This window comes from Rhizobium sp. GCM10022189 (assembly GCF_042656325.1).
Taxonomy (GTDB): domain Bacteria; phylum Pseudomonadota; class Alphaproteobacteria; order Rhizobiales; family Rhizobiaceae; genus Rhizobium.
Map to the genome: position 1 here is coordinate 157,146 of NZ_JBHSOR010000056.1, position 20,435 is coordinate 177,580.

Sequence of the window (20,435 nt, forward strand, 5' to 3'; positions counted from 1 at the left end):
GCGCAAGAGTTGTTTTATAAATCGGGGGAGGAATGCCGATGGCAGACGGGACGAATGTGCGCGGGGCGCCGGCCGGCGGCAAAGGTGGCACCGGAGCGGCAATCGCGATCCTGGCGGCGGTCGCGCTGGTCTGCGCTGTGGCGCGCCGTATCGCTGCGGCAACGGCCTATCCGGCGGCGGAGGGAGGGCGCCTTGTCGGCGAGATAGCCGGCGGAGCCCTGCCGTCGTTCGTCGTGGGCCTGATCGTTTTCTTCATCGTTCGCCTGGTCCGGCGCAAAAACGGTGATCGCTTTGCCGGCGTGCTGTCCGGCCTGATCGTCGTGCTCGTGCTTGCGGGCCTTGGTTATGTGGGCGAGCTCAACCATCTGAACGAATTTCAATAAAGACCTGATGCGCCATCGCGGCAGAGGCGGGACACGGGGTGGCGCGCGCTTGACGGGGGGAGCCGGTGACGTGCGGCGGGCAAGGCGCCTGCCGCTCCGTTGACGGAGTTCAGAAAGCCTCGCGGCTGTCGCTTCTCGGATCGCCGTCGATCTGGTGCGGCCGGTAGAGATCGCCGCGCGCGGTGCGGCGCCAGGGGCGGGCGAGATTGGCCGGGTCGGTTTCGATTTCGGCGATTGCTATCCCTGGCGAACCGTCATTCGGGCAACGGGCCGCCCATTGGCCCCTGGGACCGGCGATGCCGCAGGGCGTGACGACGCTTTGCGGCGCATGGGTGGCGTAGCTCACCCAGAATGTGTTGCTGGCCGCAAGCCCGAGTACCTCGGCTGCGAAGGGAGGTGCGGCCGAAGGGACTTCTCCCGATGTCGAGAACAGCACGCAATCCACGTCCAGCCGCTCATATTCGGTGAAGATCTCATGGTAATGCGACTCCATGCCGGCCGCGCAGCCGAAGCGCATGCCCTCCACCTCGAAGGTGACGGGAATCCTGCCCGGCGAATACAGGAAGGAAAATTTCGTGTGGGAGAGAAGGCGCTCGTCATAACGCGTCACCAGCTCGCCCCGGTCGGAGAGGATATAGAGGCTGTTATGCGGCCGGTGCGGCGGGGTGAGCCGATGAGGTGCGCCGAAGACCGTCCAGATGTTCAGCTCCCTTGCGCATGAGCGTATCGCATCCAGCTCTTCGCGAAGAACCTCCCACCGATAGCGGCTCCAATCGGCCGCGCCGATCTCGGCCGGGCCGGTTTCGGAGAGGATCCGCTTGTTGGGAAAGCAGATCGTGCCCTCACAGAAGTGGATGAGGCGGGCACCGGCATCGCGCGCCTCGCGCATGAGGCGGCGCATTTCCGCGCCGTTGGCGCGGAAGGCATCGGCATCGCGCGGGTCGAGGCATACCGTGGTCTGAGCGACGGCGAGCCGGAGCGACTTGCCGGCGGGCTCGCCCGCTTGCGGTTCGGGCCGGGGCTGGCGGATATGGCTGAGGGCCGAGGTGTAGGATTCGCCGGTCTTTGCGGCGCGGGCGCGCACCCGGCGCTTGAAGTTTCCGTTTCGGGTCATTGTCTGGCCTTTCCGTCACGGACGTCTGTTCCCCGGCAACCACGCCCGCACGAACGGACCTTGGTTGATGGACCCGAGACGGAAGTCCCTTTGCCTCCGCTTGAGAGACCCTGCCGGGGAGGATCGCTGGAGGTTGGGCGCAGGCCACGCCTGGACGTGAAGATGTCGATGCCGGCGCGATTCGTCAATCTGCGGGCGCGGCGGGTGGCCGCCGCGCCTGCCGCCTCACGTTGGGCGATGTTTCTTACGCTGCGGCAATGCCGTCGAGTTGCGCCATCGCATCGTCCGGCAGCTCGATATCGGCGACGGCGAGGTTTTCCCTGAGATGGCCGCGCGAGGATGTGCCGGGGATCAGCAAGATATTCGGGGCGCGTTTCAGCAGCCAGGCGAGCGCGACCTGCAGCGGCGTGGCGCCCAGGCGGGCGGCGACATCCGAAAGCGTCGAGGATTGCAGCGGCGAGAAGCCGCCGAGCGGGAAGAAGGGCACATAGGCCGTGCCTTCCGCGGCGAGCTTGTCGATCAGCGCGTCGTCGCCGCGGTTGGCGAGGTTATACTGGTTCTGAACGCAGACGATCTGCGTGATCCTGCGGCCGTCGTCCACCTGTTTTGCCGTCGCGTTGGAGAGGCCGATATGTTTGACCAGGCCCTGCTGCTGCAGCTCGGCCAGAACCGTCAGCGGCGCTTCGAGCGCGCCTTCGGCCGGGCCGTGCACATCGAACATGGCGCGCAGGTTCACCACCTCGATCACGTCGAGGCCGAGGTTTTTCAGGTTGCTGTGGATGGCGGCGGTCAGCTCTTCCCTGGAAAAGGCCGGGTTCCAGGAGGCGTCGGCGCCGCGCAGAGCGCCGACCTTGGTGACGATCGTAAGATCGTCGGGATAGGGATGCAGCGCTTCCCTGATGATCTCGTTGGTCACGTATGGGCCGTAGAAATCGCTGGTATCGATATGGTCGACGCCGCTTTCGACCGCTTCGCGCAGCACGGCGATCGCCTCGGCCCGATCGCGCGGCGGGCCGAAGACGCCCTTGCCGGCAAGCTGCATGGCGCCGTAGCCAAGGCGCTTGACCGTGCGGTCGCCGAGCCTGAATGTTCCCGATTTTTCGACAGTGGACATGAAATCTCTTCTCCGGTTGAGGGCGGGAGAGCAGATAGGCCGGTATCATTGCCGCGACAACGGGCTATAATGCGGACGGGCTGTCCTGGTTTAAGGACAATGGCAGGGGCCGGAACATGAAGCAGGGTGTGCCTGATATCGGCGACGTCGCCGCCTTTCTCGCCGTCGCGCGGGCCGGCGGCTTCCGCGAGGCGGAGCGGGCGGGGCATATGAGCTCTTCGGCGCTGAGCGAGGCGGTGCGCCGGCTGGAGGCGGAGCTTGGCGTCCGGCTGCTGAACCGGACGACGCGCAGCGTGGTGCCGACGGAGGCCGGGCGCGGGCTGCTGGAGCGGCTGGGGCCGGCCTTCGGCGAGATCGATGCGGCGCTCGACCATGCGAAGGATTTCCGTGACCGGCCGGCGGGCCGGCTGAAGCTCAACGTGCCGGTCAGCGCGGCGCGGCTGGTGCTGCCGGCCCTCGTGCCGGCCTTTCTCAGGGCCTATCCGGAGATCCGGCTCGAGATCGTCACCGAGGAGAATTTCGTCGATATCCTGGCGGCCGGCTGCGATGCCGGCATCCGCTACGACGAGCGGCTGGAGCAGGACATGATCGCCGTGCCGATCGGCCCGCGCATCCAGCGTTACGCCGGCGGCGCTTCGCCCGCCTATCTGGCGCAACGCGGGCGGCCGCAGCATCCGCGCGACCTGCTGGGGCACGCCTGTATCCGCGGGCGTTTTGCCGGGCGCGCCATGCCTGTCTGGGAGTTCGAGCGCAACGGCGAGGTGGTGCGGGTCGATCCGCCGGGGCCGCTGATCGTCGAGAACGGCGGCGGCACGGATCTCGCCGTTGCGGCGGCCGTTGCCGGAACGGGCGTGGTCTTCACCTTCGAGGACTGGCTGAAACCCTATTTCGGCAGCGGCGCGCTGGAGCCGGTGCTGGAGGACTGGTGGGAGAGCTTTTCCGGCCCCTTCCTCTATTATCCCGGCCGTCGCCTGGTGCCGGCGCCGCTGCGCGCCTTCATCGATTTCATAAAGGCGATGCCGCGGCAGGCGTGAAAGGAGATCACCGGCCCGCAACGTGGTAGAGTGGGGCGGGCGATGCATTCGCCGCATCGCCATCACCATCATCAACACCATCGTCGTGACGATGGGAGGGGGAAGATCATGAGCGACGCAAGCAGCAAGGCCGGCAACGGCACAAGCGAGATGAAGCTGGAGATCATCGTCGTGCCCGTTTCGGATGTCGACCGGGCCAAGGCCTTCTATGGCGGGCTCGGCTGGCGCCTCGATGCGGACTATTCCTCGGGTGAAGACTATCGGGTGATCCAGTTCACCCCGCCGGGCTCGAACGCCTCCGTCATCTTCGGGAAGAACGTCACACCGGCGGCGCCGGGCTCCGCCCAGGGGCTCTATCTCATCGTCTCCGATATCGAGGCCGCCCGAAAGGAGCTGCGCGAGCGCGGCGTGGCGGTCAGCGAGGCCTTCCATCCCGAGGGAGAGGTCTATGGCGGGCCGGACGTGCCCTATCTCTTCGGCCGGCGGCGCGTGAGCGGCCCCGATCCCGACCGCGGCAGCTACCGCTCCTTCGCCGCCTTCAGCGATCCGGACGGCAACGGCTGGCTCTTCCAGGAAATCACCGCCCGGCTGCCGGGGCGCATTACGTCGGACCTTGCCGCCTTCGGTACGGTGAAGGATCTGGCCGCGGGGCTGCGAAGGGCGGCCGCGGCGCATGGCGAACACGAGAAGCGCAATGGCGGAAAACACGACGAGAACTGGCCGGACTGGTATGCGGCCTACATGATGGCCGAGCAGACCGGCCGGCCGCTGCCGCAATGAGGTGACTGCCGGGCGGGACCGGCCGGTCCCGCCCGGCGTAACGGAGTCCGCCGTTATCAGGGCCGATCGTTACAGGGGGCGGAACTCGGCCGCCCATTTCCACAGGTCGTCCATCTGGTTCGGCGGAATGCCCATGGCGATTGCGAGCAGATCCATTCGCGGATCCTCGCGGGAATATTCCTGCGCCTCCTCGACCATGATGCGCACCGTTTCCCTCTCCCTGGCCGAGAGCCCGGCCATGCCGCCGATGACGGAGAGGACATCGGCCTTGAAGATCGGCGGCTCGAGCTCGAGCGCGGCGAGCCAGAGCTGCCATTTCCGGAGGATCGGGAAACGGTCTTCGAGGCCATGGGGATCGCGGAGGTATTTCGCGATGGCGGGTTCCTGGTCGTCGTGTGGGGTGAGATCCAGGTTGGGCTGATCGCGGGAGAATATTTCGAGGATCGTTCCGCCGCTGTCGTAGCGAACATACACAGTCGTCATGCAAATAACCTCTTGCAGGTGTAATCATGCCAGCCGCAAACAGAAAAGGAGGCTGAGCAGGCCGTGCTTGTCACAGCGACGAACCTCCAGAGCTGACCGTTGGCATTGCTTCGCGCCTTGCCTGCTGCTGCGCTCTGGTCGGGATAGTCGTTGCCCGAACGCGACCGGCACCGGACCTGGTGGGCGGCGCCGGTTGTGTAGTTGGCCGCTGCGGCGTCTGAGATGATCCCGATGCAGTCCTGGCTCGCGTTTGCTACAAAAGTATCAATCAGCACCCAGATGTCGACACTCAGTCCCACAGGGACATTGCCGGGTATGGCGAGGCCCTGGACGTTGCTGTTGGCGGTGAACCACGGATAGGTGTCGGTGTTGATTTCGTTGCCGGTTTGCCAGAATGGAACAATGTTTCCCGATGAGTTGGTGATGACGAGACCCACGCGGCTCCCGGACAAGCACTCCCATCCGATCGGTTTTACGACGCCTGCCTCTGATCCCGACAGCGACATGACGAAATCTGTAGAGCCATCCGATAGCTTCCTGATGGCATAGAGGAAGTAGGTTTTTGACGCCTGGACCGATCCTGTGTCGAGCAGCTGAGCAAGTGTTTTGGCCGTCGCAAGGCTGGTCTGATGCTTCTTCCCGCCAAACCAGCCAACGCCCGGGCCGATGGTCAGAGACGTGGCGCCGACATAAGCGGGGATGAACCCCGTAAAGAAATCCAGACCGGTAGCAACACAGACATATTTGACAATACTACCCGCCAGGACCTTCTTCAGCCCCCAGCCTGCGGCGCTGTCGGCAATGGCGAACTCGTCGCTGTCCACGATGTCGGTCTTTGCCGCGGCGCCGTGCAGCCAGCCGGCCAGGGTGTTGGTGATGTCGTTGTAGATCGCCAGCGTCTTGCGATACCAGTGGAAGGCGGAAAACAGGCCGTCCGAGCCGGGAATTTCGCTGTCTTCCGGGTTCGCCGCGTAGGCGGTCGCGAGGCTCGCGCCGGCGCCTGCGTCGGTTGCCGACTGGGCGGCTTCGGCGGCTTTCTGCTTGACGATCTGCGTCAGGCCGGCAACCTCGGGAATGTCGTCGGCAAGGCCTGCCACGGTCTCCAGATATTGCGAGACGGCGGCAACGGCTTCCAGCACCTCGCCCTTGTTGCTGAGCGCCAGCACGTCGGCGATGAGCTTGTCGATGGTGGCCGGATCGAAGGAGGGCGGAATGGTGACGGCGCGGGCGGCTCGTTCCTTGAGCTGCTGCAGCCGCATCACGACGAGGTCGAGCGCCTGCTCGACGGTCTCGGCATAATAGGCGCCCTGGTTTTCCAGGTCGGTCTCCTGGGTGAAGGGCACGTCCAGCAGCAGGGTTATCCTGGTGCCGGCGGCCGGGGCGGGGAGGATGACCGCGCTTCCGCCGCCATCGTTGCCGGTGCCGGTCACGGTGTAATCGGCGTCGAGCACCAGGATCGAATCCGTGCCCGACGCATCCGTCCGGATCACCTGCAGATGCTCGGGCGCGAGGATCTTGAACTTGTATTCGAAATGTGTGGTGACGCCGTCCCCGCTATAGGGGCCGGACCGGTTTATCTCGCTTGAAATGGTCATGGATCACGCCTCTGGTTTTGCCGACCATAGGCGTGGGAAGGTTGTCGGCATGACAGGGCCGGAAGATCAGCGCGACGAGCCCCGCCATGCCCCATGCCGCGGCCGAAGGCAGCTTGCGGAGGAACAGGCGCCGGTGGTGCGGTCATGTCTCTGCCCCGTGACGTGGTCGAGCCGGCACAACGCTTCTGGATTGTATGCGAGACCTGTCATAAAACAGGGGATGCAACATTTGCGGGCTGGAAAGATGTTCACGCGGCATTCCAAGTCAGGTTTCGTCAGGCCTCTTTCCTATCCGGCGCTGTTTTTCGCGCTGGTCGGCTTCTGCCTGTCGCTGACGCCGAGCCTCATGCCGCGCGCCTGGTTCGTGCAGGGCGCGCTTTCAGGCACCTGCGCGGCGGCCGGCTATGGCGGCGGCGTCTTGCTGCAATGGGTCCGGACCTATCTCGAGATCCCCCGGCTGCTGCCGGCGGCCGGGCGCATGGCGCGCTGCGCGGCACTGACGGGCGGTGCCGCGATCGCGGCGTATTTCGTCTGGCAATCGTCGTCGTGGCAGAATTCCGTGCGCGCATTGATGCAGCTTGCCCCGGTCACCACGGCGGAACCCTTGCTGCTGGTGCTGACGGCTGCGACCGTCTTCGTCCTGGTCGTCGCCATCGGCCGGCTGTTCGGGCTGATGGTGCTCGCCTTCTATGGCAAAAGCCGCCGGTTCATTCCGCGCCGGCTCGCAGCCGTTGCCGGAACCCTGCTGGCGGTCCTGGTCTTTTCGACCGTCGCCGATGGCCTGCTGTTCCATCTGGCGCTGCGCGTGGTCGATTCCTCGTTCCGCGAGGCCGATGCATTGATCGATGACGACACGCCCGTTCCCACCGATCCGGCCCGAACCGGAAGCGCCGCATCGCTGGTCAACTGGGACGAGCTTGGCCGGCAAGGCCGCCATTTCGTGACGTCAGGCCCGACAGCGGACGAGATCGGCGCCTTCCTGCGGTCGTCCGCGCAGTCGCCGATCCGGGTCTATGTCGGCCTGAACAGCGCCGACGACGCCGAGGCCCGCGCAAGCCTGGCGCTGGCCGAACTCAAGCGTCAGGGCGCCTTCGGGCGCTCCAACCTCGTCGTGATCGTGCCGACGGGCACCGGCTGGGTCGATCCGGAGGCGACGGATACGCTGGAATATCTGCTGCATGGCGATGTGGCCGAAGTCGCGGTGCAATATTCCTATCTCGCCAGCTGGCTGTCGCTGATGGTCGAGCCGGAATACGGGGCCGATACGGCACGCGCCTTGTTCAGGGAAATCTATGCCTATTGGCGCACGCTGCCGCGCGATCGTCGCCCCAGGCTCTATCTGCATGGGCTCAGCCTCGGGGCGCTGAATTCGCAGCTCTCCGTCAATCTCTACGATGTCTTCGCCGATCCCTTCCAGGGGGCGCTGTGGAGCGGGCCGCCTTTCGCCAGCGCCACCTGGGCCTATGTGACGGCAAACCGCAATCCCGGCTCACCCGCCTGGCTGCCGCAATTCCGCGACGGCAGCATGATCCGCTTTGCCAACCAGCAGACCTCGGCCAACCGGCCCGACAGGCCCTGGAGCCCGGTGCGCATCGTCTTCCTGCAATATGCGAGCGACCCCATCACCTTCTTCGACTGGCGCGCCCTCTACCGCGAACCGGACTGGATGAAAGGGGAGAGAGGCCCCGATGTCTCGCCGGCCTTCCGCTGGTATCCCGTCGTCACTGCCTTGCAGCTCGGCTTCGACGCGATGATCGCCACGACCTCGCCGATGGGCTACGGCCATGTCTATGCGCCGCAGCACTATATCGACGCATGGCTGGCGGTGACGGACCCGCCGGGCTGGCCGGCAGGAGAGGTGGAGCGCCTGAAGGCTCGGTTCGAGAAGGCTTCGACAGGGAAGTGAGGCGTCGGCCGGGCGTTGGCGCGATGCCGGGCCGCCTGGTTTTCCCTCATGCGCCCTGTCAGCGATCGAGCATGAAGAGTTCGTATTCCCTGGCGATTTCGTCCTGCGACGGCTTCCTGCCGTTTTTCTTCGTCAGGTCCGCCTCGATCGCCAGCCTGAGATCGCGCGGAATATCCTGATAGTCCACGGCGATATCGTAGCTCTCGTCGTCGGCAAGCCTGTTTGCCTGATAGAGGTAGCCGCGGGATTTTCCAGGATCCCAGCCGCCATAGGCAGGGTTCGGCGAGGTGATGACGATCGGGAGCAGCAGGCGATTGATCATTTTCTGAATGTCGCTCTGGCTCGGGTTCTGGCCGTTGTTCTTCTCCTTGAACGCGTCCATCTGGTCGAGCAGCGTCGTGCGGAACAGGGCAACGCGGGCGGGCACGCTGCTGGCGGTCAAGAAGCCGGGATCGTCCTTGAAGAAACCAAGGGCTTCGAGCTGGGGTCTGGCGAGTTCGAAGGCGGTGTTGATATCGAGGCTTTCGAGCCGGGCCTTGCGCAGATCCGTGAGCGCCGTCTGCCGCCAGCCGCTGGCCTTTTCCCAATCCTTGTCGGAAAGCCTGGAGCGGTATGGGAGGAGATCGATCTGCGCGAAGGCGGCCGGATCGGTGGCGAATTCGGTCTGCAGGTCGTAAAGCGTCTGGAGATCGGTCACGGGCTGGCCGTAGGCGCGGACTTTTTCCTTGTAGTCGCGCAGCGCAAGCAGGCCGGCGGGGCCGATGGCCTGCTGGATGTGGACGGGCAGCTTCGTCGGGTCGAAGGCCGGGTCCGCGATGACCTGGTTGTTGGCCCATTCCTGCACCTGTTGGCGCTGGGCGTCGATCGCCTTCTTCTGCGAGATCATGTAGCCGCTCAGCTGCTGCTCGGTGGCGGCGCGCAGTGCCGGGCTGGTGATGCCGTTCAGGCTCTCCTCGATCCTGCGCAAGCTCTCGGGATTGTAGTTCGGCAGGGTCGTCGTCTTCTCGTCGACGGTGCCGGACGTGCGGAAGGCGACGACCTCGTTTGCGGGGCGGGCCGTCAGCGCCATGTCGCCCGCGCGCCTCGTGTCGGGCACGCGCACGAGGACGTTGCCGTCGGCATCGTAGCCGCCGAAGAGGCCGATCTGGCCCTTGTCGTTGCTGCTGCCGCTTCCGGCGCCTTTCCTTTGCTGCGGGCCGAGGACGACGATGTCGCCGGGGCGGGGTGTCTGCGTCGGCAGGCCGAAATGGCGCAAGCTTGCGGCATCGGCGCTGAGGAGGGAGGCTGCCACATCGGCGAGCCAGGGTTGGAGCGAGGGGTCGACCGTGGTGCCGGCGGCATTTTTCACGAAGGCTGCCAGTGCCAGATCGTCCTTTGCCTTGCCGGGAAAGGCGAGCGCGGCGGCAACGGTGCGGAAATCCTCCGGGCCGCTCGGCTGGCGGGGTGGCGTGCGAGGGGCGGCCGACATCTGCGGGCCGGCAGCTTGGGGACCTGCCGTTTGGGGGCCCGCGGTTTGGGGGGCGGCGGTTCGGTTGCCCGCGGTTTGCAGGGTTTCGGTCCTGCCCGCCGAAGGCTGCGCGCCAAGCGTGCGTGCTGCCCCGGTTCGGCTGCCGCTGCCGTCCGTTTGCGGGCCATTGCCTGCCGCGACGGTCGGCCGGCCGGGATCGACGGCCGGTTGCTGCTTGCCTGTTCCGGCATCGACGGCTGCGGGCGAGGGGGCGCCGTTGGCATCAGGCGCGCCGGTATAGGTCGGCGGCAGGCCGGCGATGATATCGGTGGCGTTCTGTCGGGCCTTCTCGTCGGTCACGGCGGTCTGCAGCGTTTTCAGGATATCGGTGCGGGCCGCCGGCAACAGGCCGGGGGCGGTTCTGGCATATTCCTCGGCCTTGATGGCGCTGTCTTCGGCCATCCGCAGCGCGACCTTTTTCTGCGTGTCGGAAATATATTGGGTGCGCTGCCGGTCGAGCTCTTGCGGGCTCCAGCCCTGCATGCGGCCCTGATGTTCGATGCCGGCGACGCCCTTGCCGATGGCGGCATCGACCCTGGCCGGATCGTTGTAGACGGCAACGGCATCGTCGCTGGCCGACTGGATGCTCCTTTGGGACGTCTCGGCAAACCAGGCCTTGCGCTGATCGGCCTGGTGGCGGATCGTGACGTCCAGCAGGCTGTTCATGCTGGCGCGGCTGGTTTCCTCATAGGTGCGGGCGGCCCCCGGCGACAGGCCCTTGCCGAATTCGGCGCGCTTCTGCTCGGCCAGCTTTTCGAAGGCGGCGCGGCCTTCCACGGCGGCGCGGCCGGTCAGGGTCAGGTAACCGCCCTTGCCATAGCTTGCCTCGCGCTTCCAGTCTTCGAATCTCGTCAGCGAATCCTTGGCGGCATTGGCATTGTCCAGCTGCTCCACCTGCACGATGGCCTCGCCGAGCGCGCCCATGCCGGTCGCGAGCCCCTGCATGCCCTTGCCGATCGCCGAGCCGAAAGCTTCGGCATCGGCCTTGACGGTAAAGCCCTCGCTATATTCCGGGCGAAGGGCGACATGCGCCTGGGTGTCCTGATAGGTCGGAACGGTCGGCATTCTTCATCTCACTTCTTTTTCACCGCAATTCCGGACGCAAGGCCGCGGCACGCTTCTGCCGGAATTGCCTAGATGTAACGCAGGCTTTTCGCCTGGGTGTAAACCTTGCCCGAGCCGCCGAGGATCGTGCCGAAGGCATCGAGATAACCGCCCTTGACGGCGGCGTCGGCGCGCATGCGGTCCAGCCTGGCGCTCGCCAGCTGGTTGGCGCCCTGCATCTTGTAGCCATAGGCTTCGCGATAGGCGTTGGTGCGCAGGTTGAGCGCATCGATCTCGCCCATCCTGGCGGTGTCGACGATCGTATCGAGCGGCGAGCCGAAGGAGAGGTCGATGCCGTTGGCGGCCATGGCCGCGCGCTGGCGGCCCTCCAGCTGCGCCGTCTGCAGGCGCTTCTGCTGCTCTTCCTGCTTGCCGCGCTCGATGGCGTCCTTTGCCTGCTTGTCGGCGATCCGCGCGTTCATTTCGGCGACCTGGGCGTTGTATTTGTTCGCCTCCGCCGTCGCTTTTGCCTGCTGCACCTGGCCGGCGGCGCCGAGAAGCGTCGAGCCCAGCGTCAGCGCAAGACCAAGATCACACATCTGTCTCTCCCAGTTTCAGGGGCTCGCCCATTTCGAACAGGCGGAAGGCATGGCCGTTGATCTGCACCGGCTCGAACAGGCGAAAACCCAGCCATTCGAGCCAGCGCAGCGACACGGCGTTGCGCGCATCCACGACGTTTCTGAGCAAGCGATAGCGGCCCAACAGTTGAGCCGGCCAATGTTTGGAGATCCGCAGGAAGCCGCGGAAATTCGTCTCCACCGCATCGGTGCCGAGCAGCCAGGGCGCGCCGATGCCGGTGAGGATATCGAGGTCGCCGACACCCCACATCACCTCCGGCCGCCCGTCGAAGAGGGCGGTCCATGCCTGGCAGGAGTGGCGGTAGGAGAAGGAGAGGGCCGAGAGCGGCGAGCGCCCGGAGGCGGCGAAAACCTCCTCGCGGTCGGCCGCCCGCATGCGTGCGGCAATCGCGCGGATATGGCCCGGCCGCGCCGCGACGACGGTGATTTCAGCGGCCAAGGGTGACATCCGGCATGATGGAAAGGATCGTCATCGGCAGCGGGTCGAACTGCTTGACCCACATGGCGCCGCTCGTGCCCCAGTCCCAGTAGGGGGTGACGGTCAGGTCGCCGGTATAAAGGCCGATCGCCTCGTCCCAGTTCTCGTTGCGGCGCTGCTTGTATTCCACCAGCGTGCCGCCGTCGCGGCCGCCGTCCTCCGGCCCGGTGAAGATGCCGCGGGTATTCTCCACGCGGAAGGTCATTTCGGAGACGGATTTCGAGCGGCCCTGCACGGTGCCGAGGCCCTGCACCTGGCCGACGTCGAGATCGAGCGTTTCGATCGCCGCCGTCACCGGCAGGCCGATATGGATCTTCGAGGCCGCGTTCTGCAGCCGCACGGCGCCGTCGGTCACGGTCAGGTTGCGCACGACATTGCCGTCGGCCAGCGCCACGAGCGTCTCGCCCTCGAGATGGGAAAGGCCCGATATGGTCGTGGCCGGCGGGCCGGCATAGGTCAGGCCGCAATCGACGAAAAAGGCGTCCCGCACGTCGTCGAAGGCGCGGCTGTGCAGCCGCTCGATATAGCGCCTCTGCTGGCCGCCGATCGTGCGGCGCACGATGAAATAGGGCACGTCCTCGCCATCCTCCTCGATGACGGTGACATCCTCGAAGACGGCGCCGGCACCGCTTTCGTGCCGCGTCCAGGCCCAGACATCCTGTTCCTTCATGTAGGTCAGCGAAACCAGCGCCCCGTCGTCCAGCACCACCCAGACGACGGAATCGGGCGCCTGCGCATAGTCCCAGGCGGCGATCTCGCGGCCCTTGAAGAGGTGGCGGGCAAGGATGGTCAGGTCCTTTCCCACATAGCTGTCCTGCGTGTAGTCGTAGGAGAAATCGCGCACCACGCCGCCGAGCCGCTGGGCGAAGAGCACGGTATTGCCGACGACGATCGGCTGCACGCGGGCGGCCCCGCGATAGCCCTGGTTGTCGAGCTTGATGGCGGAAGGCGAGATCGCGTCGGCCGCCGAGCCGCCGGTGACGATCCATTCCGAGCCTGACGTGAGCAGCAGCAGGCCGCGCACGGAAATCATCGCGCGGATCTCGTTGACCTGCCTTGCGCGGATGCGGAAGGTCACGGCGTCGCTCGCCTTGGCGGGCGAGGAGACGCCGAAATTCTCGTAATTGGCGGATTGGCTGAGCCACACGGCCTGCGGGTCGTTGAGCGTGGCGGCAAAGGCCAGCCGCTGCTCGATGAAGGTCACGCAGCGCGGATAGTTGCCGGCGCCGCTGAACGGGTTGCGGCCGGCCTGCGGCGTGTCGGACAGGTCGGGCGTGATGTTCTCGTCGTCGAAAGTCAGGCCCGTCGTGCCGCCGACATAGCCGAAAATGCCGTTGTCGTCGCGGTAGACGATATAGCGCGCCGCCCCCGCCACCGCCGCCCAGGCGACACGGTTGACGCCGCCCTGGAGGGCGAGGTCGTTGACCACGGAGCCGGCATTGGAGGGAAGGCTTTCCTCGCCGCTGTCGGCGACGGCGGAGACACGGTAGCGGTATGTGGTTGCCACATAGCCGGGCTTGCCGGCGGTATCGCCGGGCTTGGTGACGACGGGCGTGCCTGCCGGCGGGCCGATCAGCGGCTTGAACTCGACCGTCGTCAGCGTCCAGTTGTCGTCGGCCAGGCGCCCGAGTTTGCGCACGGGATGGTTGACGTGGCAGAGATAGAGCACATCGGCTTCCTGCACGAAAACCAGGTCCTGCACGTCCTCGGCCGCATAGGCGCTCGCCACTTCGTAAGGGGCGCCGCCGGAGAGAATGAGGCCGCCATCGCGGAAGATGCGGATATAGCGGTCGCCGAATTCGAGAATATAGGTCTGCTCGGTATTGAACTGGAAGCGGATCAGCCGCGCGCGCTTGGCGCTGTCCTTGATCTCGTGGACGAATTGCAGCCCGGCCCGGTTCGAAACGCCGCCATGGGGATGGACGAAGACGTTGAGCGCCGTGCGCAACCCGCTCTGGTATTTGGTGAGATCGACGCGGGCGCCGAGCGCCGGCGAAAGCTCGCCTGCGGTGAAGGAGGGCTGGTAGGCGCGAAAATCAGCCATGGGCGCGCACCGCGATCAGTTCGCTTACGAAATTCTCGCTCGTGTGCCTTGCCTGATTGGCCTCGGCCTGCTCGGCCGCCCGCTGGCTGTTCTGCGCAAGGGCCAATGCGTCGGCGCGGATCTTCGGGTCGCGCGTCAGCGGCATGGCAAGGCGCACGGAAAGATGCCAGGCCAGCGCCTCGACGAAGAGCGGCGAATATTTCGTCGGGTCGGCGAGGCGGCTCGTATAGCGCAGCAGCGCCGGCGAGAGATCGCAATAGAGCCGGTCGCCTTCGAGCGCGTAGGGATGCTGCATCTCGCGCCCGGCCTCGTCGAGATCGGGTTTCAGGGTCTCGGGCGGCAGGCCGGCATCGGCGCAATAGCCCGGCCTGATCCAGCGGATCTGCAGGCAATCGCCCGGCCGCGCATAGGAATGGCGCCAGACCCCCGGCTTGTCGTTTTCGAGCGCGCCGAGCGCCACCGTCTTGCCCGCCATGGCCCAGGGGAAGGATTGCAGCAGCACGTCGCGCGTCTGCGCATAGAACTGGTTGCAGGCGCGCGCCTCCGCGCTCTTTTCGGTGAGATCGTTGATATTGTCCTTGCCGATATTGGACAGGGCGAGATTGCAGATTGAGACGACGGTAGCCACGGGAAAACCTCCTGGATTTGGCACAGGGGTAAGGGTCGGATGGTTGTGGGGGTGAAATTGGGGGCCGCTTTTGTCCGCCCGTGGTGGATTTAAAAAAGACCCCGCCCCAACCTGTCCGGGGTCGAGCCGCGGGTCTCGACCCGTCCTGCGGACCCCCACAAGGGGGAGGGGCTTAAACTGCCGCCCCGCCGTGCAAAATCCTCGAGGTTTCGGGAGGAGCGATGGGGATGCCCCGGGTTAGCCCCTCCCACCTGTGGGGAGGGGTTGGGGAGGGGTTTTGCGCGACGCTGCGGTTTTCTGAACGTCGATGGTCGCCACCATTTCCATTCCCCAAGGGAATACAAACTCTCCCCATCATGCTACACCGCACCAATATCCACCCACCCACGGAGCCCGACATTGGACAGACTCGCCGCCATGGAAACCTTCGTCCGCGTCGTCGAGACCGGCTCCTTCTCCGAGGCTGCCCGCCAGCTGCATGTCGGCCAGCCGGCGGTTTCCAAGACCGTCGCCCAGCTGGAATCCCATCTCGGCGTCCAGCTCCTGCTGCGCTCCACCCGCGGCCTGACCCCCACCGAAGCCGGCGAGAGCTATTACGAGCGGGCGCGGCGCGCGATCGAGGAGGCGGACGAGGCCGAACACGCCGCGCGCGGGGCCGGCGCCAGCCTGTCGGGGCGCTTGCGGGTCAGTGCGGCGCCGGCCTTTGCCAGCCTGCATGTCATTCCGCATCTCGGCCAGTTCCTTGAGCGCCATCCCGGCCTCGACATGGAGGTCGTGCTCAATGACGAGCGCATCGATCTGATCGAGGAAGGCATCGACGTCGCGCTCAGGATGGGCGATCTGCCGGATTCGGCACTCACCGTGCGCAGGATCGGCCAGTCGCCGCGCATTGTTGTCGCAGCACCCACCTATCTCGCCCGGCATGGCGAACCGGCCCATCCTGACGAACTTTCCACCCACCAGGGCATCGTCTATGCCAAGGGTTTCGGCCGCGATGCCTGGCTGTTCCGCAAGGACGGCGCCGAGGTGCCGGTCACCATGCGGGGACGTCTGCGTCTCTCGGCAGCCGAAGGCGTGCGCTCGGCCGTGCTTTCCGGCATCGGCCTTGCGGTCGCCTCCGAATGGATGTTCGCGCCCGAGCTTGCCGACGGGCGGGTCAAACTGCTGCTTGCGGAGTGGAGCCTCGCGCCCCTCGATCTCTGGGCTGCCTTTCCGGCCGGGCGCGGCGTCAGCGCCAAGGCGCGCGCCTTCGTAAGCTTCGTCGAGGAAAAGCTTGGTTCTGTTGCCCATTCCTGACGGGAATAGGTCATAGTCGCGCCGGCTTTCTACTTCGCCTGCCCGGAAGCCCATAATTTCTGCCTCGTGTTCAACGGGCGCCGGCAAGAACCGGCGCGATGCAGAAGGAATGGAACCATGAGCAGGAAGCTGGAAAACAAGGTCGCCGTCATCACCGGCGGCAGCGCCGGCATCGGCTTTGGCGCGGCAAAACGCTTCGTCGAAGAGGGCGCCAGAGTGTTCATCACCGGCCGGCGACAGGGCGAACTGGACAAGGCGGTGGCCGAGATCGGCGGCGATATCGAGGCGATCCAGGCCGATGCCGCAAGCCTTGCGGATATCGACCGGGTCTATGAGATCGTGAAGGAAAGGGCCGGCCGCATCGACGTGCTCTTTGCCAATGCCGGCTTCTACGAGTTCGGCACGTTCGGCGAAATCACCGAGGAGCATTTCGACAAGACCTTCGACACCAATGTGCGCGGCCTGCTCTTTGCCGTGCAGAAGGCGCTGCCGCTGCTGTCGAAGGGGTCGTCGGTGATCCTGACGGGCTCGATCGCCTCGATCAAGGGCTTCCCGTCCTTCTCCGTCTACGATGCCACGAAGGCTGCGATCCGCTCCTTCGCGCGCGGCTGGATCGTCGATCTCAAGGGCCGCGATATCCGCATCAACGTGCTGAGCCCCGGCCATACGGAAACGCCCGGCCTTTCCGCGCTCGCCGACCAGAACGTGCGCGACATGATGAAGGCAAACGTGCCGCTCGGCCGCATGGGCACGTCGGACGATCTCGCCAGGGCCGCGGTTTTCCTGGCGAGCGAGGACAGCAGCTACATCACCGGGATCGAACTCTTCGTGGACGGGGGCGTGGCGCAGTTTTGACGTGTCACCGATAGGAGACGGGCGCGCGGCGCCCGCCTTCCTTGCCGGCGCGAGGGTGCTGCGCGCAAACCCCGGCTGCCGGCACGGTTGCCGCGGGCAGGCGCAGCTGCTAGGTCACGCATCGGCGGCCGGCCGGCCCGGAAGGAGACAGCGTGAAGAAACCGATCTTTCTCGTCCTCATGAGCCTCTGCATCCTGGCGGCGATCGCCGGTCTTGCCATCAGCTCGGCGCGGCTGATCGGGCTGTTCTAGGGTTTGCCCACTCAGCACAGAATGATGTCGAGATAGCCCGACGAGGCGTGGGCCTGCATGATCGCATCTCGTGTGACGATGGGGATCTTCTTCACGCGTGCCGTGGCGATCAGATAACAATCGCCCGGGTCCCTGTGGCCTGTCGCCACCACCACTTCCGCCGCCTCATAGGCGATGCGTTGTTTGATGGGAATGATCTTTGATTTCGTGTTCTTTACTGCCTGCGAAAACCATGTCGCCGGTGACGTGGCTCCGAGGTCCGGCGGGTTCTTATGTGCTGGCTTGCGAGAAGCGATCGTCAGTTCCCAAGCCGTGATAGGAGACACGTACAGGGTTCCCGCGTCCTGATTTTGAGCGATTGATACGAGCGCCTCTCCAGACAACGTATCGGCCGCTGTCACCAGCCAATAGAGCGCATGGGTATCCAGCAAAACGCCCGGCACGGATCAGTTTTTCATTTGCGGGGTTCGGAGGGAGTACCCTTGAGGGCCTGCTTTGCGATCGGCTTGGTCAGGTCCAGGCTCTTTTTAAGCGGAAGCTTGGCCGACTTCAGCGAATCGGCGCCGCGCACTTCAAGGAAGCGGCCGCTCGTTGAATCGCGCACCACCCATTTGCCTGTCGGTTCCTGCTTCAGTTCCGCTTTCGTCATGAGAACTATATAGCGACAAATCGTCGTCTGCGCGAGTACCGCTTGCGATTTTTGGTCGCTGCCGGCCGCCGGTTTCGCCTCACAGCCGCCCGGCCAGCGCCAGATAGGCGGAAATCGTCAGCACCGAAAGCACGGTCGAGGCCAGCACGACGCGGCTCGTCAGGCTGGCCTCGCGGCCGTAGAACTCCGCCAGCATGAAGGGGCCGGTGCCGGTCGGCAGGGCGGCCAGCAGCACGGCGGTGTGGGTGGCGGCGGGCGGCAGGTTCATGAGCGGGGCGGCGATGAGCCAGGTGACGACGGGCTGGGCGATCAGTTTCAGGCCGACGAGGATGCCGGCCGTTTTCGCCCTGCTGCCTTCGCCCGCTTTCGTGCCGGCCAGGAACAGGCCGAGCGCGATCAGCGCGCAGGGGGAGGCGGCGCCGCCGAGCAGCTTCAGGAAGGCATTGACGGGGGCGGGCAGGGCCACGCCCGAGACCATGACGAGAGCGCCGAGAAAGGGGGCGACGAGCAGCGGGTTTCCGGCCAGCGAACGGCCCGTCTTCAGCGCGATGTCGCGTCGTCGTGTTTGAGCCTGCAGCCCGCCCTCGATGAGGACGATGGCGACGGCAAAGAGCACGCAGACGGTCAGGATGGTGGAGATCAGGGTCGGGGCCATGCCGCTGTCGCCGACCAGGGACAGGACGAGCGGAAAGCCGATGAAGCCGGTATTGGCGTAGGATGCGTTCAGCCCGTCGATCGCCGCGTCGGCGAGAGGCCGGCCCCCGGACAGGCGCCAGGCCAGGGTGGCGCCAAAGATGACGGCGCAACCGGCCGTGAAGGCGACGATGAAGCCCGGCTGCCAGATGTCGGCCGGCCTGGCATTGGCCATGATGTCGAAGAGCAGGGCGGGCAGGGCGAGATAGACGACCAGCCGGTTGACCTCGCGCGTGGCATTTTCGCCGAGCGCGCCGGTCTTGCGGGCGGTCCAGCCGGCCAGGATGAGGGCAAAGATCGGCAGGACGATGGAAAGGTTGGTCAGCATGGGCAACTCGGGCGGGGCGTGCTTGGGGCGATCATTGCCTAGCGCCTGATATCGAGATAATCCAATATCATCTTGAACGTCGATTGATGCTTTTGAGGTATCGAATGGACACGCGCCATATGCGCTATTTCGTGGCGCTTGCCGAAACGCTGCATTTCGGCCATGCGGCGGCGCGCATGAACATGAGCCAGCCGCCCTTCAGCCGGCAGATCGCCGCGATCGAAAAGACGCTTGGCGTGCGCCTTGTGGAGCGCAATTCGCGCAACGTGGCGCTGACGCCGGCCGGCCAGCATTTCCTTGCCGATTGCCGCGCCGTGCTCGAAGGGTTTGACGCCGCCTGCCGCGACGTGCGCCTCGTCGCCGGCGGCATGAAGGGCGAGCTGAAGCTCGGTTTCATGATGCATGCCGCCCATAGCGTCATCCCGGCGCTGGTGCGGCTTTATTCCGAAGCGCGGCCGGATGTGCGGCTGATCCTGGAAGAGCGCATCCCGACCGATATAGAGGAGATGCTGGCCGAGGGCCGGCTCGACGCCGCCGTCACCTTCGGCGCCGGCCCGGCGCCGCATCTGCGCACGCAGCTGATTGCCCGCGACAGGCTGTGCCTGATCGTGCCGGCCGGCCACCGGCTGGCGGAGGCGGAAGCGATCGGGCCGCAATCGCTTGCCGGCGAAAGGCTGATCGCGGCCCCCGCGACGGTGGCGCCGACGCTGCGCACGGCCATTGCCACCTATTGCGCTTCCGGCGGCGTCATCGCGCATTTCGCCTTCGAGCCGCGCCTGCAGCACACGATCATCCGGCTGGTGCAGGAAGGGCTCGGCGTGGCGCTGATCCCGCAAGCGCTCTGCGGCGATCTGGCGGAAGGGGTGGTGGCGCGGCTGCTTGTCGATGCGCCCGAATTCGATGTGGTTCTGTGCGCGCCGCGGGCGGGGCGGAACCCGGCGGTGCCGGAACTGTTTGCGGTGGCGGGCAGGGCCTGAGCGGCCGGCGAAGCGGAAAACGGCGGACGGCTGTCGGATCGTGCGCGCCCTGAACGTCCTTCGGCGGACGAGGCCGGATCTCGTCGAGCCGAACGGCAGCCTGGAGATTGGAAACATGGCGCTCAAGCGAATGGACAATGTTGGAATCGTCGTCGAGGACCTCACGGCGGCGATCGATTTTTTTGGCGAACTCGGGCTTGCGCTCGAAGGGCGGGCGATGATCGAAGGCGAATGGGCCGGGCGCGTCACCGGCCTCGGCAACCAGCGTGTCGAGATCGCCATGATGCGCACGCCTGACGGCCACAGCCGGCTGGAACTTTCCCGCTTCCTTGCGCCCGATATTATTGCCGATCACCGGAAGGCCCCGGTCAACGCGCTCGGCTACCTGCGCGTCATGTTCGCCGTCGACGATATCGACGAGACGCTCGAGAGGCTTTGCGCGCGCGGCGCGGCGCTTGTGGGGGAGGTCGTGCAGTATCGGGATACGTATCGGCTCTGCTATATCCGCGGGCCGGAAGGCATTCTCATCGGCCTTGCGCAGGAACTCGGGTGAGGGCGTGCGTGCGGGGTTGATTGGGGGGCGTGGCTGTCTGAGGCTGTCTGACCCCGTTGCAGGCTGTGCCGTGCGGCATCCCCCT

General features: G+C 65.8%; 20 protein-coding genes. 8 read left to right on the forward strand and 12 right to left on the reverse strand.

Annotated elements, in window-relative coordinates; genetic code table 11:
• The first annotated feature begins 38 nt into the window (after positions 1 to 38).
• Entirely contained in the window at positions 39 to 383 is a 345-nt protein-coding gene (locus ACFPWW_RS26985; RefSeq protein WP_377314151.1) for a hypothetical protein, read from the forward strand.
• 109 nt (positions 384 to 492) lie between these two features.
• Here ACFPWW_RS26985 and ACFPWW_RS26990 read toward each other — a convergent pair whose 3' ends face one another.
• Positions 493 to 1,497 carry a carbon-nitrogen hydrolase family protein gene (locus tag ACFPWW_RS26990; protein ID WP_377314153.1) on the reverse strand — a complete coding sequence of 335 codons (1,005 nt, stop codon included), beginning with the start codon at positions 1,495 to 1,497 and terminating at the stop codon, positions 493 to 495.
• A gap of 244 nt (positions 1,498 to 1,741) precedes the next feature.
• Positions 1,742 to 2,611: an aldo/keto reductase family oxidoreductase gene (locus tag ACFPWW_RS26995; protein ID WP_112706239.1), complete on the reverse strand. Its 870-nt coding sequence runs from the start codon at positions 2,609 to 2,611 to the stop codon at positions 1,742 to 1,744.
• A gap of 116 nt (positions 2,612 to 2,727) precedes the next feature.
• On the opposite strand from ACFPWW_RS26995, the gene ACFPWW_RS27000 reads away from it, so the two are divergent.
• Together ACFPWW_RS27000 and ACFPWW_RS27005 are read left to right on the forward strand one after the other, a co-directional pair.
• Entirely contained in the window at positions 2,728 to 3,645 is a 918-nt protein-coding gene (locus ACFPWW_RS27000; RefSeq protein ID WP_377314155.1) for a LysR family transcriptional regulator, read from the forward strand.
• A 108-nt stretch (positions 3,646 to 3,753) separates the two neighbouring features.
• Positions 3,754 to 4,425, forward strand: a complete 672-nt coding sequence (locus tag ACFPWW_RS27005; protein ID WP_112566612.1) for a VOC family protein — start codon at positions 3,754 to 3,756, stop codon at positions 4,423 to 4,425.
• Positions 4,426 to 4,494: 69 nt separating this feature from the next.
• Here ACFPWW_RS27005 and ACFPWW_RS27010 read toward each other — a convergent pair whose 3' ends face one another.
• Together ACFPWW_RS27010 and ACFPWW_RS27015 are read right to left on the reverse strand one after the other, a co-directional pair.
• On the reverse strand, positions 4,495 to 4,908 hold the full coding sequence (locus tag ACFPWW_RS27010; RefSeq protein ID WP_112758517.1) for a hypothetical protein: 414 nt from the start codon (positions 4,906 to 4,908) through the stop codon (positions 4,495 to 4,497).
• A complete protein-coding gene (locus ACFPWW_RS27015; RefSeq protein ID WP_377314157.1) occupies positions 4,905 to 6,398 on the reverse strand; it encodes a hypothetical protein in 1,494 nt (497 codons plus the stop codon). Before ACFPWW_RS27015 ends, ACFPWW_RS27010 begins: the two co-directional genes overlap by 4 nt.
• Positions 6,399 to 6,747: 349 nt before the next feature.
• Between ACFPWW_RS27015 and ACFPWW_RS27020 the strand changes: the two genes are divergently transcribed.
• Positions 6,748 to 8,409, forward strand: coding sequence for an alpha/beta hydrolase (locus ACFPWW_RS27020; protein WP_377314159.1), 1,662 nt, complete (start codon positions 6,748 to 6,750; stop codon positions 8,407 to 8,409).
• Between the two features lie 58 nt (positions 8,410 to 8,467).
• On the opposite strand, the gene ACFPWW_RS27025 is transcribed toward ACFPWW_RS27020, so the two are convergent.
• From ACFPWW_RS27025 to ACFPWW_RS27045, 5 genes are all read right to left on the reverse strand, one after another.
• Positions 8,468 to 10,981, reverse strand: coding sequence for a hypothetical protein (locus ACFPWW_RS27025; RefSeq protein WP_377314161.1), 2,514 nt, complete (start codon positions 10,979 to 10,981; stop codon positions 8,468 to 8,470).
• A gap of 68 nt (positions 10,982 to 11,049) precedes the next feature.
• On the reverse strand, positions 11,050 to 11,559 hold the full coding sequence (locus tag ACFPWW_RS27030; RefSeq protein ID WP_377314163.1) for a virion core protein, T7 gp14 family: 510 nt from the start codon (positions 11,557 to 11,559) through the stop codon (positions 11,050 to 11,052).
• Positions 11,552 to 12,046 carry a hypothetical protein gene (locus ACFPWW_RS27035; RefSeq protein ID WP_112566594.1) on the reverse strand — a complete coding sequence of 165 codons (495 nt, stop codon included), beginning with the start codon at positions 12,044 to 12,046 and terminating at the stop codon, positions 11,552 to 11,554. Before ACFPWW_RS27035 ends, ACFPWW_RS27030 begins: the two co-directional genes overlap by 8 nt.
• A complete protein-coding gene (locus tag ACFPWW_RS27040; RefSeq protein WP_377314165.1) occupies positions 12,027 to 14,120 on the reverse strand; it encodes a hypothetical protein in 2,094 nt (697 codons plus the stop codon). The genes ACFPWW_RS27035 and ACFPWW_RS27040 overlap by 20 nt, the downstream gene beginning before the upstream one ends.
• Positions 14,113 to 14,748 carry a hypothetical protein gene (locus ACFPWW_RS27045; RefSeq protein ID WP_377314167.1) on the reverse strand — a complete coding sequence of 212 codons (636 nt, stop codon included), beginning with the start codon at positions 14,746 to 14,748 and terminating at the stop codon, positions 14,113 to 14,115. Before ACFPWW_RS27045 ends, ACFPWW_RS27040 begins: the two co-directional genes overlap by 8 nt.
• Before the next feature lie 399 nt (positions 14,749 to 15,147).
• Here ACFPWW_RS27045 and ACFPWW_RS27050 point away from each other — a divergent pair, with 399 nt between their 5' ends.
• Both ACFPWW_RS27050 and ACFPWW_RS27055 read left to right on the forward strand, forming a co-directional pair.
• The gene (locus ACFPWW_RS27050; RefSeq protein ID WP_377314169.1) at positions 15,148 to 16,044 is read left to right on the forward strand and encodes a LysR family transcriptional regulator; all 897 of its coding nucleotides are present in this window, start codon (positions 15,148 to 15,150) and stop codon (positions 16,042 to 16,044) included.
• 117 nt (positions 16,045 to 16,161) lie between these two features.
• A complete protein-coding gene (locus ACFPWW_RS27055) occupies positions 16,162 to 16,899 on the forward strand; it encodes an SDR family NAD(P)-dependent oxidoreductase (RefSeq protein WP_377314171.1) in 738 nt (245 codons plus the stop codon).
• 262 nt (positions 16,900 to 17,161) lie between these two features.
• Here the strand turns inward: ACFPWW_RS27055 and ACFPWW_RS27060 are convergent, their stop codons facing one another.
• The 3 genes from ACFPWW_RS27060 to ACFPWW_RS27070 all read right to left on the reverse strand — a co-directional run bounded on the left by ACFPWW_RS27060 (position 17,162) and on the right by ACFPWW_RS27070 (position 18,820).
• Entirely contained in the window at positions 17,162 to 17,593 is a 432-nt protein-coding gene (locus ACFPWW_RS27060) for a type II toxin-antitoxin system VapC family toxin (protein ID WP_112566576.1), read from the reverse strand.
• 11 nt (positions 17,594 to 17,604) lie between these two features.
• Entirely contained in the window at positions 17,605 to 17,799 is a 195-nt protein-coding gene (locus tag ACFPWW_RS27065; protein ID WP_112706227.1) for a hypothetical protein, read from the reverse strand.
• A 79-nt stretch (positions 17,800 to 17,878) separates the two neighbouring features.
• On the reverse strand, positions 17,879 to 18,820 hold the full coding sequence (locus ACFPWW_RS27070; protein ID WP_377314173.1) for an AEC family transporter: 942 nt from the start codon (positions 18,818 to 18,820) through the stop codon (positions 17,879 to 17,881).
• Between the two features lie 104 nt (positions 18,821 to 18,924).
• Here ACFPWW_RS27070 and ACFPWW_RS27075 point away from each other — a divergent pair, with 104 nt between their 5' ends.
• Together ACFPWW_RS27075 and ACFPWW_RS27080 are read left to right on the forward strand one after the other, a co-directional pair.
• Positions 18,925 to 19,797 carry a LysR family transcriptional regulator gene (locus ACFPWW_RS27075; protein WP_112758541.1) on the forward strand — a complete coding sequence of 291 codons (873 nt, stop codon included), beginning with the start codon at positions 18,925 to 18,927 and terminating at the stop codon, positions 19,795 to 19,797.
• Positions 19,798 to 19,912: 115 nt separating this feature from the next.
• The gene (locus ACFPWW_RS27080) at positions 19,913 to 20,350 is read left to right on the forward strand and encodes a VOC family protein (RefSeq protein WP_112758553.1); all 438 of its coding nucleotides are present in this window, start codon (positions 19,913 to 19,915) and stop codon (positions 20,348 to 20,350) included.
• Positions 20,351 to 20,435: the final 85 nt, after the last annotated feature.